Genomic DNA, 15,127 nt, shown 5'->3' with positions numbered 1-15,127 from the left:
TGCTGGCGTTGTCGGTGTGCGTGGTGTCGTCGCCGGGCGCGTCGGCCGCGACCCCTCCGGCTGGTTCGCCTGCGACCCTGCATTATGCAAAGTCGGGGAAGTCATCGCGTTCATGCTCGTATTACCAGGAGGATACCCCTGCCCCGATCGGTGACCACCGGTATGCGATGAATAACACCTGCGATAACGGTATCCAACATTGGTTCAAGATCGGCAGCAACTGGAATCTTCAAGGGCATAAGCAGTATCCCTATAGCAGATCGGATCCTGCTTGCTTCAAGATCAACGAAGATGCCGGTCGTACTAAGGTTGCCGAGATCGGCGGCAGCTGTGACTATGTGGTGGATGATTTGTTGCCTGCGATCAACCCGTGGGGAACCATCGTGTTCTGAACATTTGATTGATTGGTTATAGACTGTCTGGCTCCATTGCTGCGTAAGCGGTATCGGAGCCAGACAGTTTGGAAGTGGGGGTTTGCTATGAAAGTGGTTCGCCGTGTGGCTGTGTTGGTTGGCTTGTTGCTTGTGTTGTCGGGTTGCGGTGTAGGTTCTGTCGGTTCGGCTGGTGGTGAGGGGTCGGTTGCTGCGGATGGTTCGATTCGTTTGGATCATGTCATGGATGGCTATCAGTCGGTGTACATGGGGTATGAGCGTTCGGTGGAGGTCGGTCCGGCATGGCGGCAGTACATTGATAGGATTATGTCCAGCAAGGCTGCCTCGGGGTCTGCCGGCGAGGTGGATGCGATGCGTGCGGTGTTGGCTGATGGTGTGATCACCGCCGATGAGATGAATGATTTGGAGTCGCGTGCGCTTGGCTGTTTTGCGAAGTATGGGTATAAGCCCGGGGTGAACCTCTACCTGAGTGAGGACGGCGGCGGCCTTGCCATGAACGATGAGGGGCATTCCAATGAGGAGACGTTTGCCATCAGCAACGAATGCATATATGACAATGGTTATGGTGAGCTGAAAAGGTTATACCACGAGATGTGGTGGAATCCGGATAATGTTGATTTGGGTCCGTATCGGTTCCGGTGTTATCAGGAGCATGGTTTTCTGCTGGAGGATTACTCGTATGAGGAGTATGAGCGTCTGAGGTCTTCGCAGCGCGTGCTCAAGGAGATACCCCGGTCCGGTTCGCAGTCCGAACTGATGGATGCGTGTACCATTGACCCGCTGCACAACATCTCGGATTCCCCGTTGAAGGGGCGGTAGCCTGTATGCGTAGGGGGTTTTGCTTACTGGTCGCTTTATTAGTGATTTGCCCTAACGTTGTGTATGTATGGCCTTTCGTTGTTTAATGTGGGTGAGAGGTGGTCAGGTGGTGGCGTCATCTCTGAGCTTCTTCCAGTACAAGGCGTTCATCCACGCCGGAGTGCTGTGCGTGTCATGATGGTCATACCTGATTACGGCTGACGATTAACGTCTCGTAGGCCGGCTAGGCCCAAACACTAAGGTTCAGACGATATAATCGGCGTCCAAAGAGAAAGGTGGTGTGCTATGACTGCTATAGAGTCTTTGCCGGTTTATAAAGCCGCTGAAGTTGTAGCTGACAGACGTGGCGATAATCTTACGTCGTTGCTTAGCGCATATCTTGCCGGGTATGCCGCTGGCGGCAATGATGAAGTCCCCGAGGGTTATGTGACGTTTGCCAGTCGTGAAGATGCTGGCGAGCATATGCGTAGAATCATGTCGGGGGCGGTCGGTGCGTGATATTAGTTTTCACGCCGACTTCGACGCCGATATGGCACGTCTTATGCGGTTTGATCCGGGTCGTGCTGAGATTGTATACGATCTTGTGTATGACTATTTGGCAGTGTATGGCGTTGTTCCTGAATCTTGCTCGCCACATGTGCTGTCGCATCGTCGTGGGTGCATGACTGGTTATATGGAATGCCATGCTTGTGACGACGTGTTAGTTGTTTACAAGGTGACGCCGCGTCACGTGTTGTTGCGACGTATATGTACTCATGCTGAGCTTGAATCTTGTAGGTTTGGCCGTGAGTGGCCGCGTGACTGATTCCGGCAAGCAGAATCATGCGATGCCTCAGAGGCTTGGCAATCTATGGGCGCATTGAAAGTCGGGCTACTCCAAAGTGTTGGAAGCATGTCGGGTGGGAGAGAAGACGGGTTCCGGGGCGTTGCCGGGGAATGCGTGGCGGTGTGTACGAGGTTGGTGCGTTGCCGGGGGTTTGGCGTTGAACGGTTTTTCATTGGTGTCTTCACGGTGGCGGAAGTTGGCTGGTTGCGGGGTTGTGGTTGCTGGTTTTAGACTGGTTTGAGGGGTGGTGTCGTTGGTGATGCCGTCGTGTTGGTCCGCGCTGTTGCGGGCGGAGGGGAGGCTGCGGTGGTTGGGACGGGAGTGGTTCGCCGTGTGGCTGTATTGGTTGGCTTGTTGCTTGTGTTGTCGGGTTGCGGTGCCGGTTCCGATGATGGCGTTGCGCCGCCTCCGGGTGGTCGGGTTCGTTCGGAGTATGCGCAGTATGTGGATTCGGTGCCGATCGCGGACGGGTACATGCGGAAGATAGAGGTGAGCCTTCAACGCGGAGGTGCCTATGTTGACGTGGTGCGTGCGGTCCTTGATGACAGGGTGATCACCGCCGGTGAGATGAATGATTTGGAGGGCCGTGCCGTGGGGTGTTATGCGAAGTACGGGTTCCAGCCCAACAGGGACTACTGGTTCTACAAGGACGGTGGCGTGGGCGTCTCCAATGGAGATACCATGCCGGGGGATGATCCCCGTGTTAAGTCGGCGTTCCGCGAATGCGGGCTTGATACGGGTTACGACTTGGTGGTCTTGTATTATTACCAGGCTTTGTATAATCCGGAGGATGTTGATTTGGAACCGTACCGGTTTGAGTGCTATCGGGAGCGTGGCCTGGTGGACGGTGCGATGTCGTTTGACGAGTTCAACCGTGTGCGCAGGTCGGGTGGTAATCCGTATGTCAATGGCAATCCGACGGGTTCGAAGGATTCCCGGTTCCCGGTGTGGGACACATGCTGGACGGACCCATTGCACAACATCTCGGATTCCCCGCTGAAGGGACGGTAGCCGGTCCTGATCTTCACGAAAACGGAAGTCGTCGGGGAAAGTCGGGCGAATATGTTGTGCAGTTTACTGCGCCGAATTACCGGGACGACTATGATCATGCCTAAGGGAGCTTTCTCATGATCAGTGAGGATCGGAGGATACCATGGGGCGGATATTCGGTAACAAAGCGCAGCGGGGTGATGGCGACAAGTGGCCAGCGGGCTCTGCCAGGAACACAGTGCAGCGAGGTAGTGGAATTACCGCCTCGAAACGGCGGTTCGCCATCGGCAAGCAGATGACGGCGGTTATCGCCGTGGCCTGTTTGCTCATCGGCGTGGGTGGCACCGCCATAGTGCTGGCGCCGCATCCTCCGAAGGTGCTGGCTGATGCCAATCCGAACGCAAGCGCGGCCATAGAAACGCAGCAGGTCAACGATGCCAGATCCGTTACGATCAATGCGGAGGAGGTGTCGATGGCACCGGTGGTCGCTCCGAGGTCCGGCATGGTGACGTCGTCGAATTGCAAACCGGGAGCGGAACTCAAATCCGGACAGTCGTTGATGAACATCGATGGCAGGGCGGTGATGATGCTGGCCACGGCCGAGCCGTTGTGGCGCAGTCTGAAAGTCGGCGATACTGGCAGTGACGCCGAATCGTTGAACAATGCGCTGAAATCATTGGGCGTGGGAGAGGTCAGCGGCAATGCGGTAACCGAGGCCACCATTGCGGCCTTCAAGCAGGCCTCAGCCAATGCGGGAGCGCCTCTTGACAAGAATGTCAACGTGATTGCCGTAAGCGATGCCGCGTGGCTGCCTGCGGACGGGGTGAAGGTTTCTGGGTGCCCGGCGCCGGTGGGGCAGATGATCGGCGCCAGCCAGCCCATTGCACAACTGCCCGACATGGCCTCGAGCGCCCAGGCACAATCGCTGCCGACGGGGGCTGCCGCCGGGGAGCGGGTGATCCAAGCTGGCGACGCGACGATTGACATCGACGCCCAGGGCGCGGTTGGCGATCTGACCGCTTTTTCACGCTCCAGCGCATTCATTCAGTCGGCGGCGAACCAGTCCGGGGTGCGGCAGGTGAACGTGCAGTGGGTGCTGAAGAACCCCGTGACGGTTGGCGTGGTGCCGGCTGCGGCGATTGGGACAATGGGCGGGGCCGATGTCTCGACAGGGGCGGTGCAGGCTTGCATTGTCGTGACGAATGAGGCTTCGGAAGACACCGGCGCGGACACCACCGTTCCCGTCACCATTGTGGGCTCGATGCTGGGTCGTACCTATGTGCAGAACGCTCGGGACGGCGGCATTCCCGCCGGTTTTGTGCGCCTTGACCCCCGAGCCGGTGATTGCTCATGAGCGGCGTGGCGGTTGCCGGGAGACTGCAATCGGACGGTTCCAGCTCCAGCGCAACGGTATTGAGTGGCCCGTGCGTACTGCTGCATGATTTGGGCCATGCTTATGTGGCTGGCGATTTTCTGTTCCGGCATCTTGAGGCGCGACTGACTGCCGGTCGCATTCACGCGCTGATCGGACCATCGGGCTCGGGCAAGAGCACCCTGCTCGCCATCCTTGCGGGATGGCTGGAACCCACCGAGGGCAGCGTGGAGCGGGACGAGGTTTCCGTGGTGAACTGGGTGCCGCAGTTGCCGCTCGGCGTGGCGAAACGCGGCGTTCTTGACCACGTGGCGTTGCCGTTGCTGGTCAAAGGCACCCCTCGCGACATTGCGGAGACGGAGGCGATGCATATCCTCGCGCAATTCGGGTTGGAAGACGTTGCTGATCATGACTACGGCAGCCTTTCGGGCGGTGAGGCCCAACGGCTGATGCTTGCGCGGGCGGCGGCCACGCGATGCGACCTGTTGTTGGTGGACGAGCCCACCGCGTCGCTGGACCGCAACAGCGCGCGCACGGTGATCGCACATATTCGCGGGCTGGCCATGAACGGCACCATCGTGGTGGTGGCGACCCACGATCTCGAACTGCGCGATGCATGCGACGACGTCATCGATCTCGGACAGGCGCAGGAGGAGGTGCCTCATGGGCAGGCATCGTAACGCATCGTGGCGTTGGCCTCTTTCGGAAGCCTGGCGCGATCTGCGCAGCGACGTAGGCAATCCGGCGATATGGTCGTGCGTGCTGATTGCGGTCATACTGCTGTGCGGAGGCGCTGACGCGCTTGCCGTGCGGCAGATGAGCGATACTGCGTGGGCGTATCGCGAGGCGGGCGGCGATATTCTGACGATCAGCGCCCCCAAGGGCATACGCGGTTCTGATTGCGCCGCGTTGACGTCCATTGCCGGGGTTGAGGGGGCGATGGCGATGCGTGGGGCCGATGCGGTCACACCCATCTCGTTGCCGGACGCGCCCTATATGGCCTACGAGGTCACCAGCGGCGCCCATGAGGTGCTGGATATTGAAGGCGATGACGGGTTCGTGATATCGACGAAGGTGGGGGAACGTCTCGACTTGGGCGCCGGGGACGATCTGGTGACGCATGCGGGGGATCACATTCGGGTCACCGGCACCTTCGACTGGCCGAACGACGGCCGTCTGCCGCAGTACGCGAGCACGATCATGCTGGACACTCCCGTTACGGAACTGAGCACCATGTTCGATTCGTGCTGGGTGCGGGCCTGGCCCATGACATCCACCGTGCGGGACGCGTTGAACGCGGTGGTTTCCGACGCCGGAATCCAAGCTCCGGGAACGTCCGTGCCCATGCCAACCAAACTGAATCCGCTGCTTCCGGGGGATCCGCCCAGCTCCGCGGATTATGCCGGGCGCGTCTCCCGGTTGGTGGTCATTCCCGCGGCGGTGCTTGCGGCTGGCGTAGGGGTTGCGATCGTGCTGCAGCGGAAAACGGAGTTGGCGATGCTGCGTCAGTTCGGCGCGTCCCGGCCGCAGGTGGTGTTGAAAATGCTCGGTTGGACGTTGGGTTGGTCGCTGCCGTCCGCATTAGCGGCTTTGGGCGCGTTGGCCGCGGCGTTGGCGCCGGATGCACAATCGGTTGCGGATGCGATGGCCATGGTGACGGACGGTCCCGTTCGCTGTGCCGTCATTGTGCTGTGCGGGTTGTCGTTGGGAGTGATGGCCGCCTCGATGCTGACCACCCCAAGCGCATTGCCGCGTTTGGCCCGTATGCGATGAGCATTGTGGGGCATTGCGCAATAAAACGGGTATGGTGATACGGGAGAACGTCCCGATGACGGAAGGAAACGACTGATGAGTGAATCGCGTACGGCGTACGGATGGGGTTTGGCGAGCGTGGATGCCGCCGGCAACACCCTGGATGTGTGGTATCCGAAATTGACGATCGGCGAGGCGCCGATTCCCGGCCAGCAGGGAGAACACAATTTCGGCTCCTTGGCATACGACGAGCCTGATTACCGTGGCGTCAAGCGCGTGCCGGTGTTCACGGTCAGCAGGATTGACGAGCCGATTGCGGATGCCGCCGACGCCTATCTGCGCCTGCATCTGATGAGCATGCGCCTGGCCAAGCCGAACACGCTGAACCTGGACGGCATCTTCGGCAAGCTCAACAACGTGGTGTGGACCAATTACGGTCCGTTCGCGGTCGAGGATTTCGCGCTGCGCAAGCTTGATGTGGAGAACGCGGCGCGCAATGCCGCGTTGTCGGTCGCCCGTGGTGCCGGGCTGCCCGCCGTGGTGCCGAGCGTGAGCGTGAACGTGCTGTCCGTCGACAAGTTCCCGCGCATGATCGACTACGTGGTGCCTTCCGGCGTGCGCATCGGCGACGCCGACCGCGTGCGTTTGGGCGCGCACCTGTCCGAGGGCACCACCGTGATGCACGCCGGATTCGTGAACTTTAACGCCGGCACGCTCGGCGTTTCCATGGTCGAAGGCCGCGTCTCGCAGGGCGTTGTGGTGGGCAATGGCTCCGACATCGGCGGCGGCGCCTCGATTATGGGCACCCTGTCCGGCGGCGGCAAGCTCAAGAACTCCATTGGCGAGCATTCCCTGCTGGGCGCCAACGCCGGCATCGGCATTTCGCTGGGTGACAACTGCACCGTTGAAGCGGGCCTGTATGTCACCGCCGGTACCAAGGTCACCATCTGGGACAAGGCCAAGGCGGCGGCTGGCGAGCCCCTTGACGTGGTGAAGGGCGCCGATCTGTCCGGCAAGAACAACATCCTGTTCATCCGCAACTCGGTGAACGGCCGCATCGAAGCCCGCTACCGCAAGGTGGGCATCGAGCTCAATGCCAAGCTGCACAAGAACTGAACCGACGTTTTCGGACTGAGCTATTCCGGAATTGCGTTCCGTAGGGTCGATTTTGGACTTTGACGAGGTCTACTTCTATTCCGTGGGGCTGTCTGGATGGGACAAACTGCCTGAGAACGGTGGAACCGTCACGTGGTTAAGCCGTTTTCGGGACGTCTCTACTGAGCCAGTAGCCCTACGGAATAGAAGTAGACCCTTGCAGTCCTGAAAATCAGCCCTACGGAACGGCGAAAGCATGCGTAATCGGAGTGTCCACAAGCCTTTGCGCGTTCAAGACGCACAATAGAGGGTATGAACATTACGCTGATTACCGTTGGCAAGGTCAAGGAGTCGTATCTGCGCGAGGCGATCGCTGAATATTCCAAGCGGCTGGGACGATATTGCAAATTGCGCATTGTGGAAGTCTCCGACGAGAAAACGCCGGACCACGCCCCGGAAGGCCTTGAGCGCCGGATCAAAGCCATTGAGGGGGAGCGCATCGCCAAGCACATCGACGATGGCGCGTACGTGATTGCACTTGCGATCCAGGGCAAGCAGCTGAGCTCCGAGGAATTGGCCGCGCACATTGAGCGGCTGGGTGTGCGCGGGGTGAGCCACATCCAGCTGATCATCGGCGGCTCGCTTGGGCTGGACGACGCGATTCTTCAGCGGGCCGACTACCTGCTGAGCTTTTCGAAGATGACGTTCCCCCATCAGCTGATGCGCGTGATACTGCTTGAGCAGATTTACCGGGCTTGCAAGATCAACGCCCATGAGCCCTACCACAAGTAATTCGGCGATCGGGCAGGCTCGCACGGCCGCCGAAGTCGTTGGCGCGGCCGGTCACAGTCGGTCGGCGTGCCAATGCTTTGTAACAGTTGCCATACGCTGGGATCCGCGTTGACAGGGGGATTGGGTAGGATAGGCCAGCATGAGCCAAGAACAGCAGGAACGACGGGGGCGCCAGGAACGCCGTCGCGCCATTGCGCGCGTGGTGTGCCTGGTCGTCGCCATCGCGCTGCTGGGCAGCCTGGTGGTTCCCGTTGTGGTGACGGGTCTTTGACACGGCGCCTGATGACGCGTCCGAATGGCGTGCCGTTCGCGCTCGGCTGATTCATCGATGACTGAAAGGCCGGGCCGGCGCCGAATTTGGCGAGGGAACGGTGTCGCATCGCATGGAGCGCACGACGGTAATCAGCGGTTTTCAAGAATAAGAAATGTATGGTGGTTGAGATGGCAGAATTTGATTTTTCCCAGGCGATCGGCGAGGTGCGCGGCAAATACGACACCATTGCCGAGGCGCTGGATGTTGAGCGGCTCAAAGCCCAGATCAAGGATCTTGAGGTCGAAGCCAGCGCTCCCGGACTGTGGGACAACCCGGACAATGCGCAGAAGGTGACCAGCAAGCTGTCGGCCGCGGAGTCGCAGCTGAAAAAACTCACCGACATGTCCCAGCGCATAGATGACGTCGAAACGCTGGTGGAGCTGGCCAAGGAGGAGGCCGACGCCGATTCCCTGAGCGAGGCGCAGGCCGAGATCGGCGCGATCGGCAAGGACCTGGACGATCTTGAGATTCAGACGCTGCTTGACGGCGAATATGACGAGCGCAGCGCCGTGGTGACGATCCGTTCCGGCGCCGGTGGCGTGGATGCCGCCGATTTCGCCCAGATGCTGTTGCGCATGTATTTGCGCTACTGTGAGCGGCAGGGCTTCAAAACCAAAGTGATGGATACCAGTTATGCCGAGGAGGCCGGCATCAAATCCGCCACGTTCCAGGTGGATGCTCCATATGCATATGGCCGCCTGAGCGTGGAGGGCGGCACGCATCGTCTGGTGCGCATCAGTCCGTTCGACAACCAGGGTCGCCGGCAGACCAGCTTTGCGGCCGTGGAAGTGGTGCCGCTGGTCGAGGCGACCGACCATATCGACATTCCGGACAGCGACATTCGGGTGGACACCTACTGCTCCTCCGGTCCCGGCGGCCAGGGCGTGAACACCACCTACTCCGCCGTCCGCATCACCCATTTGCCCACCGGCCTGGTGGTGACCATGCAGGACGAGCGTTCGCAGATTCAGAATCGCGCCGCCGCCATGGCCGTGCTGCAGTCCCGGCTGCTGGTGCTGCGCCACGAAGAGGAGGCCAAGAAGAAGAAGGAGCTCGCCGGCGATATCAAGGCGAGTTGGGGAGACCAGATGCGCTCCTACGTGCTGCATCCGTACCAGATGGTCAAGGATCTGCGCACCGGTTGCGAAACCAGCCAGACCCAGGCCGTGTTCGACGGTGACATCGACGACTTCATCACCGCTGGCATCCGCTGGCGACACCAGCAGCGCCGCGCGGCCGCCGAGGAGTAGTGGGAAGCCGGGCAAGGTCACAGTCGATAAGGTCACAGCCAAGGAAATGAGGGGAATATGGCATTGATTTCGCTGGACAAGGTCAGCAAGATCTATCCGAAAGGATCACGTCCCGCCCTGGACAACGTCACGTTGAACATTGACCGCGGTGATTTCGTGTTCCTTGTGGGCGCTTCGGGATCCGGCAAAACCACGTTGCTGAGCCTGCTGCTGCGTGAGGAGGAGGCCACCGAAGGCGAGATCAGGGTGGCTGGTAATGATCTGCGCAGACTTCCCGCCCGGCAGATCCCCCAGTACCGGCGTTCCATCGGCTTTATCTTCCAGGATTACAAGCTGCTGCCCAATAAAACCGTGTGGCAGAATGTGGCGTTCGCCTTGGAGGTGATCGGCACGCGTCGATCGACCATCAAGTCCCTGGTGCCGCAGGTGCTGAAAACGGTGGGACTGACAGGCAAGGAGGGCAACTATCCGCACGAGTTGTCCGGTGGGGAGCAGCAGCGCGTGGCCATCGCCAGGGCCTATGTGAACCATCCGCAGATTCTGCTGGCCGACGAGCCCACCGGCAACCTCGATCCGACCACCAGCCTGGGCATTATGGAGGTGCTGGACGCGATCAACCGCACCGGCACCACGATTGTGATGGCCACGCATAACGAGGAGATCGTCAACTCCATGCGCAAACGCGTGGTGGAGCTGAAGGCCGGCAGGATCATGCGTGACGAGGCCCGCGGGTCGTATGATTCCGCACTGTACTTCCCCGATGCCGAAGTGGCGAGCAAATCGCATGAGGCGATTCACGGTGACGGCACCCCGGCCGCCGAGTTGAGCCTGCCGGAAGGCTCCGATACCAATCCCGCGGCGATTTCGAACGTGGAGGCGCTCAATGTCTCGCAGGCCGGTCATACGGCTGATGCGCAGGCCGCCGGTGGCGTCAAGGCGGTTTCCGATGCGTTGAACGCCGCCGAACACGGCGACGACGGCATTGCCCGTCTGGCCCATTCCGTGCATTCGGGGCGTACCGGCCGGTATGGCGAGGTGTTCCAGCCAGTCGAGACCACGCTGACCTGGGGCAAGGGACTGAAGGTCTCCGAGCCGGATTCGACGGACGACCAGGCTGCCAATGTTGCGGAGCAGACGGTTCCATTGACGCCGCCCGCTCCTCCGGCGCCGCCCGCGCAGTTGCATGCGGAGGAATCGTCCTCGGCGCATGCCGCTCCGAATGACGGGAATGGCGGGGATGATGAGACGGATGGCGGCGCCGTCCATGACCAACAGGGCGAGTAGGTCCGCGAGCGAGTCTTCGAATAAGCCTTAGGAAAAGAAAGCATATGAGAGCACGTTTCATTTTGTCCGAGACTTGGACCAGCCTTCGGCGCAACGGTTCCATGATCCTGTCGGTGATGCTGGTCACCTTCATCTCGTTCCTGTTCATCGGTGCCTCGGTGCTGATGCAGGCGCAGATCACCAAGGCCAAAGGCACTTGGTACGATCAGGTGGAAGTGGTGGTGTATTTCTGCCCCGATGGCACCAGCCAGGCGGCGTCCTGCGCATCCGGCAAGTCCCCCACGCAGCAGGAGATCGCGGATACCATCAACCTCCTGTACGACGAGCTGCCCAACGACGTGGGCAACATCACCTATGTGAGCAAGGATCAGTTCTACAACGACACCTTCCTTAAGGAATACCCGAACGGCGAGTATAACGGCCGCACCCTGTCGGCGGCCGACATGCAGGATTCCCTGCGGGTCAAGCTCAACGATCCGACGAAGTACCAGGCGATTTCCGAAGTGCTCAACGGCCGTGACGGCGTCGAGGAAGTGGTCGACCAGCGGCAGATTTTCGATCCGATCTTCAATGCGCTCAATCGCGCCACGGCGGTGACGGTGGTGCTGGCAGGGGTGATGGTTGTGGTCGCCATTCTGCTGACCGGCACCACGATCCGCATGTCGGCCGCATCCAGACGCAACGAAACCGAAATCATGCGGCTGGTCGGCGCCTCGAATTGGACGATTCGGCTGCCGTTCATCCTGGAGGGCATGTTCGCGTCGCTGCTTGGATCCGTGCTGTCGGTGGTGGCGCTTGGCGTGATTGTCAGGGTGTTCATCACCAACTGGCTGGCCAACACCGTCACCTGGATGCCGTTCGTCAATCAGGTCACGGTGATGCTGACCGCGCCGGTGCTGATCGTCGGGGCTCTGGTGCTGTCCGCCCTGGCCTCGGCGGTTTCACTGAGAAGATATCTCAAGGCGTAGAGCGTCGACTTTCAGGTTCATTCTGTACAATCGGACCGCATATGACCAAGTAAGGGGTTGATCGATGATCGTAGAGCAACGCATCAAGGCGGTGATCGGATGGACACTGTGCGCCTCCACACTGCTGACTGCCGGATTGGCCGTTATGTCCCGGGGAGTAGACGAGGCGCAGGCCGTGCCCAGCTATTCCGAATACCAGCAGAAGGTCGCCTCGGCGAATGAGCTCAAGTCTCAGTTGGCTGGCGTGAGTGCGGATCTGCAGGATCAGATCCTCGCGCTGAGCGATTTGGTGGAGAACCAGATTCCCGCCGCGGAGGCTGCGGTGGATTCCGCCAATGCTGCGGCCGAAACCGCCAAAGCTGCGGCCGACGCCGCGGCCGAGCGCCTGAAGGCGGCCACGAAGGACAAACAGGATCTTGAGGAGAAGATAGCGCAGACCGGCGCCGACTATGATGACGCCAAGGCCTCGGTCGCCCAGCTGGCCCGTGAGAGCTTCCACGGTTCCAATGCCTCCAAAGTGATGGATGTGGTGACCAACGCATCCACCGCCGATGATTTTGTGCAGAAGATGCAGGCCGACGCTGCGGTGACCCGGTCCGAGTCGAACGCCGCCAATGACGCCGCCGTCACACTGAGTACCTCGATGAACCGAAAGCAGCGTCTTGAAGCCATCGAGCAGGAGATCACCACAATGAAGGCCAAGGCCGATCAGGAGTCCGCCACCGCCCAGCAGGCCGCTGCCGATGCCCAGGCCAAGCAACAGGAGCTGAACGCCCTGCGCGAGGAGGGTGATAAAAAGCGTGAGGCGTTGGAACAGCGAGAAAGCGAGCTGAAGGATGCCACGGCCAAGGAAGCGGCCGAAATCGTGATGATGAAATCGCAGATCGACTCATATAACGAGCAACTGGAGGCACAGCGCAAGGCGTCCGCCGCCCAGGCCGCCAAGAACGCCGCCGCGGGGCAGGATGGCGGCAGCTCCTCGTCCAGCTCGGGTGGGTCCAGTTCCAACAAAGGCAATTCAGGCGGCGGCTCCGGCGGCTCCAGTGGCGGCTCCGGCAGCAGCTCGTCCTCCAGCCGTCCGGCGAGCAGCAACAGTGGCGGCACCGCCAGCGGCATGAATTATTCGGTGCCGGGCAATTGCGCGCCTTATTCCAGCACCTGCTACGGGCACGCCACGCACGATTATTCGAGCACCTATCCCTGGAGCCAGTGCACATGGTATGCGTATAACCGGCGGCATGCGCTGAATCTGCCGGTCGGCACGCAGTTCGGCAATGGCTATATGTGGGCGGACAGTGCCCGCAGTTACGGATATCTGGTGAATCGCACCCCGCATGTCGGCGCCATTATGGTGTTCCAGCGCGGTCAGTTGGGCCACAGTCCGATCTACGGCCACGTCGCGATTGTCGAGCGTGTGAACGCTGACGGATCGGTGTTGATTTCCGAATGCGGATCCATCTGGCAGGGCCGCGCCCACTGGATGACCGTGTACGATACCGGCAACTACCAGTACATTCATTACTGATCGCACGCATTGCCGATTGCCGGGATGCCAAGACGTCCATAACCGGCTCCAACCGTTCCGCCGACGTGGTGGAGGCCGGTTTATGGTATTGTAATCGTTTTGCCGCGCGACGCAGGACGCAGGAGATGCGCAGGCCGGCGGAGCGGCGCAGTCGTAAGCAATGCCGCCCAGCGGTGGAGAAGAGGATGCAATGAAGGAACGGGGCACCAAGATCATTGTCCAGAACCGAAGGGCGCGGCATGACTATACGTTGGAGGATACATACGAGGCGGGGCTGTCTCTGACGGGCACCGAGGTCAAGTCGCTGCGCGAGGGGCGCGCCTCACTGGCCGAATCGTTCATCTCGATCGACCGCCGCGGCGAAATGTGGCTGGAGAACGCGAATATCCCCGAATACCTCAACGGCACATGGAACAACCACGCTCCCAAGCGCAAGCGCAAGCTGCTGCTGCATGCTGCGCAGATCGCCAAGCTGAGCCGCCAAATCGAGGCGAAGGGCTACACGATTGTGCCGATCAGCCTGTATTTCAAAGACGGCCTGGTGAAGGCGGAGATCGCCCTGGCGCGGGGCAAGCGCGAGTTCGACAAGCGACAGGCGTTGCGCGAGGAGCAGGACAAGCGCGAGGCGCTGCGCATCATGCGCTACAGGAACATGCGTCGCGGATGACGATGGTCCATTCGGTCCATGCGATTCATCGAGGATTAACCTAGCTGTAGCATAGCGTCTTTATTCTCTCTCCTTGAAAGCCCGGTGGATCCTTCCCGGGTCGATATGAGAGGAAGCAGTCATGAAGATCAAGCCATTCATCGCCGCAGCGGCAAGCTGCGTCATGTTGTTGTCCGTCGCGGCCTGCGGCACCACCGATTCGTCCGATTCCGCCGCCGCGGGGTCCTCGTCGAGCGCGTCGGGCAATGGCTCCGCGCAGGGCACCGATTTAAGCGGTGTGACCAAGGACGACGCCATTGCCGCCTTGGTGCCCGATTCGGTGAAGTCCGACGGCAAGCTCACCGTCGGCACCGACACCTCGTACGCGCCGGCCGAGTTCCTGGCTGACGACAACAAGACCGCCATCGGCTACGATATCGATCTGACGAAGGCGCTGGCCAAGGTGCTCGGCCTTGAACCCGAGACGGTCACCTCCACCTTTGACTCGATCGTCCCGTCCGTTGGGTCCAAATACGACCTTGGCATCTCCTCCTTCACCATCACCGATGAGCGCAAAGCCGCCGTGGACTTTGTGAGCTACTACAAGGCCGGCTCCACGTGGGCCGTCCAGAAGGGCAACCCGACCAAGTTCGATCCCTCGAATCTGTGCGGCCTGAAGATCGCCGTGCAGACCGGCACCACGCAGGAGGAGGAAGTCAACGAGGCGAACCAGTCCTGCCCGGCCGACAAGAAGATCGAGGTCCTTTCCTCCAAGCTGCAGACTGATGTGACCACGAATGTGGTGACCGGCAAGGCCGTTGCCTTCTACGCCGACTCCCCGGTCGCCGGCTACGCCATTTCTCAGACCGGTGGCCAGATTGAATCCGTCGGCGAGGCCGTCGGCGTCGCCAAGCAGGGCATTGCCATCAAGAAGGGCGACACCCAGATGGACGAGGCCGTGCAGAAGGCCATGGCCAAGTTGATGGCGGACGGCACCTACACGAAGATCCTCAAGCAGTGGGGCGTCGAATCCGGCGCCGTGGACACCGCCGAGATCAATCCCGCCGCCGACTGATCCCAGTCGCGATGAATGACCGGGCCGG

General features: G+C 60.6%; 17 protein-coding genes. All 17 read left to right on the top strand.

The window, feature by feature from the left end; translation table 11 throughout:
• A partial coding sequence (locus B2994_RS06985) for a hypothetical protein (RefSeq protein ID WP_291527649.1) occupies window positions 1-392 on the top strand: 392 nt, incomplete at its 5' end.
• Window positions 393-614: 222 nt separating this feature from the next.
• Complete coding sequence (locus B2994_RS06980) at window positions 615-1,211, top strand: hypothetical protein (RefSeq protein WP_291527648.1); 597 nt, start codon at window positions 615-617, stop codon at window positions 1,209-1,211.
• A gap of 285 nt (window positions 1,212-1,496) precedes the next feature.
• Window positions 1,497-1,709 (top strand): hypothetical protein, encoded by a 213-nt coding sequence (locus B2994_RS06975; protein ID WP_291527647.1) that lies wholly within the window; start codon window positions 1,497-1,499, stop codon window positions 1,707-1,709.
• Window positions 1,660-2,016 (top strand): type II toxin-antitoxin system YafQ family toxin, encoded by a 357-nt coding sequence (locus B2994_RS07595; protein ID WP_414630662.1) that lies wholly within the window; start codon window positions 1,660-1,662, stop codon window positions 2,014-2,016. The genes B2994_RS06975 and B2994_RS07595 overlap by 50 nt, the downstream gene beginning before the upstream one ends.
• A gap of 372 nt (window positions 2,017-2,388) precedes the next feature.
• Entirely contained in the window at window positions 2,389-3,048 is a 660-nt protein-coding gene (locus tag B2994_RS06970; RefSeq protein ID WP_291527646.1) for a hypothetical protein, read from the top strand.
• Between the two features lie 217 nt (window positions 3,049-3,265).
• Complete coding sequence (locus B2994_RS06965) at window positions 3,266-4,381, top strand: hypothetical protein (RefSeq protein WP_291527645.1); 1,116 nt, start codon at window positions 3,266-3,268, stop codon at window positions 4,379-4,381.
• Window positions 4,378-5,079, top strand: coding sequence for an ATP-binding cassette domain-containing protein (locus tag B2994_RS06960; RefSeq protein WP_291527644.1), 702 nt, complete (start codon window positions 4,378-4,380; stop codon window positions 5,077-5,079). The genes B2994_RS06965 and B2994_RS06960 overlap by 4 nt, the downstream gene beginning before the upstream one ends.
• Entirely contained in the window at window positions 5,063-6,172 is a 1,110-nt protein-coding gene (locus tag B2994_RS06955; protein ID WP_291527643.1) for a hypothetical protein, read from the top strand. The genes B2994_RS06960 and B2994_RS06955 overlap by 17 nt, the downstream gene beginning before the upstream one ends.
• Before the next feature lie 75 nt (window positions 6,173-6,247).
• Window positions 6,248-7,267, top strand: coding sequence for a 2,3,4,5-tetrahydropyridine-2,6-dicarboxylate N-succinyltransferase (dapD, locus tag B2994_RS06950; RefSeq protein ID WP_291527642.1), 1,020 nt, complete (start codon window positions 6,248-6,250; stop codon window positions 7,265-7,267).
• A gap of 291 nt (window positions 7,268-7,558) precedes the next feature.
• Window positions 7,559-8,038 (top strand): 23S rRNA (pseudouridine(1915)-N(3))-methyltransferase RlmH, encoded by a 480-nt coding sequence (gene rlmH / locus B2994_RS06945; RefSeq protein WP_291527641.1) that lies wholly within the window; start codon window positions 7,559-7,561, stop codon window positions 8,036-8,038.
• 139 nt (window positions 8,039-8,177) lie between these two features.
• Window positions 8,178-8,309 carry a hypothetical protein gene (locus B2994_RS06940; RefSeq protein ID WP_291527640.1) on the top strand — a complete coding sequence of 44 codons (132 nt, stop codon included), beginning with the start codon at window positions 8,178-8,180 and terminating at the stop codon, window positions 8,307-8,309.
• A gap of 170 nt (window positions 8,310-8,479) precedes the next feature.
• Window positions 8,480-9,601, top strand: coding sequence for a peptide chain release factor 2 (gene prfB / locus B2994_RS06935; RefSeq protein WP_291527639.1), 1,122 nt, complete (start codon window positions 8,480-8,482; stop codon window positions 9,599-9,601).
• Between the two features lie 57 nt (window positions 9,602-9,658).
• On the top strand, window positions 9,659-10,885 hold the full coding sequence (gene ftsE / locus B2994_RS06930) for a cell division ATP-binding protein FtsE (RefSeq protein ID WP_291527638.1): 1,227 nt from the start codon (window positions 9,659-9,661) through the stop codon (window positions 10,883-10,885).
• A gap of 44 nt (window positions 10,886-10,929) precedes the next feature.
• Complete coding sequence (gene ftsX / locus B2994_RS06925; protein WP_291527637.1) at window positions 10,930-11,853, top strand: permease-like cell division protein FtsX; 924 nt, start codon at window positions 10,930-10,932, stop codon at window positions 11,851-11,853.
• A 64-nt stretch (window positions 11,854-11,917) separates the two neighbouring features.
• Complete coding sequence (locus tag B2994_RS06920) at window positions 11,918-13,378, top strand: CHAP domain-containing protein (protein ID WP_291527636.1); 1,461 nt, start codon at window positions 11,918-11,920, stop codon at window positions 13,376-13,378.
• Between the two features lie 190 nt (window positions 13,379-13,568).
• Window positions 13,569-14,045, top strand: coding sequence for an SsrA-binding protein SmpB (gene smpB, locus B2994_RS06915; RefSeq protein ID WP_291527635.1), 477 nt, complete (start codon window positions 13,569-13,571; stop codon window positions 14,043-14,045).
• A gap of 121 nt (window positions 14,046-14,166) precedes the next feature.
• The gene (locus B2994_RS06910; protein WP_291527634.1) at window positions 14,167-15,099 is read left to right on the top strand and encodes an ABC transporter substrate-binding protein; all 933 of its coding nucleotides are present in this window, start codon (window positions 14,167-14,169) and stop codon (window positions 15,097-15,099) included.
• The last annotated feature ends 28 nt before the right edge of the window (window positions 15,100-15,127 follow it).

This window comes from Bifidobacterium sp. UBA744 (assembly GCA_002298605.1).
Lineage (GTDB): Bacteria > Actinomycetota > Actinomycetes > Actinomycetales > Bifidobacteriaceae > Bifidobacterium.
The sequence above is the reverse complement of the archived record's forward strand: the minus strand, read 5'-3'. Positions and strand labels throughout refer to the sequence as shown.

Coding starts and splice junctions, on each gene's coding strand:
- B2994_RS06980 (WP_291527648.1), top strand. CDS start 615: ATGGATGGCTATCAGTCGGTGTACATGGGGTATGAGCGTTCGGTGGAG.
- B2994_RS06975 (WP_291527647.1), top strand. CDS start 1,497: ATGACTGCTATAGAGTCTTTGCCGGTTTATAAAGCCGCTGAAGTTGTA.
- B2994_RS07595 (WP_414630662.1), top strand. CDS start 1,660: ATGCTGGCGAGCATATGCGTAGAATCATGTCGGGGGCGGTCGGTGCGT.
- B2994_RS06960 (WP_291527644.1), top strand. CDS start 4,378: ATGAGCGGCGTGGCGGTTGCCGGGAGACTGCAATCGGACGGTTCCAGC.
- B2994_RS06955 (WP_291527643.1), top strand. CDS start 5,063: ATGGGCAGGCATCGTAACGCATCGTGGCGTTGGCCTCTTTCGGAAGCC.
- dapD (WP_291527642.1), top strand. CDS start 6,248: ATGAGTGAATCGCGTACGGCGTACGGATGGGGTTTGGCGAGCGTGGAT.
- rlmH (WP_291527641.1), top strand. CDS start 7,559: ATGAACATTACGCTGATTACCGTTGGCAAGGTCAAGGAGTCGTATCTG.
- B2994_RS06940 (WP_291527640.1), top strand. CDS start 8,178: ATGAGCCAAGAACAGCAGGAACGACGGGGGCGCCAGGAACGCCGTCGC.
- prfB (WP_291527639.1), top strand. CDS start 8,480: ATGGCAGAATTTGATTTTTCCCAGGCGATCGGCGAGGTGCGCGGCAAA.
- ftsE (WP_291527638.1), top strand. CDS start 9,659: ATGGCATTGATTTCGCTGGACAAGGTCAGCAAGATCTATCCGAAAGGA.
- ftsX (WP_291527637.1), top strand. CDS start 10,930: ATGAGAGCACGTTTCATTTTGTCCGAGACTTGGACCAGCCTTCGGCGC.
- B2994_RS06920 (WP_291527636.1), top strand. CDS start 11,918: ATGATCGTAGAGCAACGCATCAAGGCGGTGATCGGATGGACACTGTGC.
- smpB (WP_291527635.1), top strand. CDS start 13,569: ATGAAGGAACGGGGCACCAAGATCATTGTCCAGAACCGAAGGGCGCGG.
- B2994_RS06910 (WP_291527634.1), top strand. CDS start 14,167: ATGAAGATCAAGCCATTCATCGCCGCAGCGGCAAGCTGCGTCATGTTG.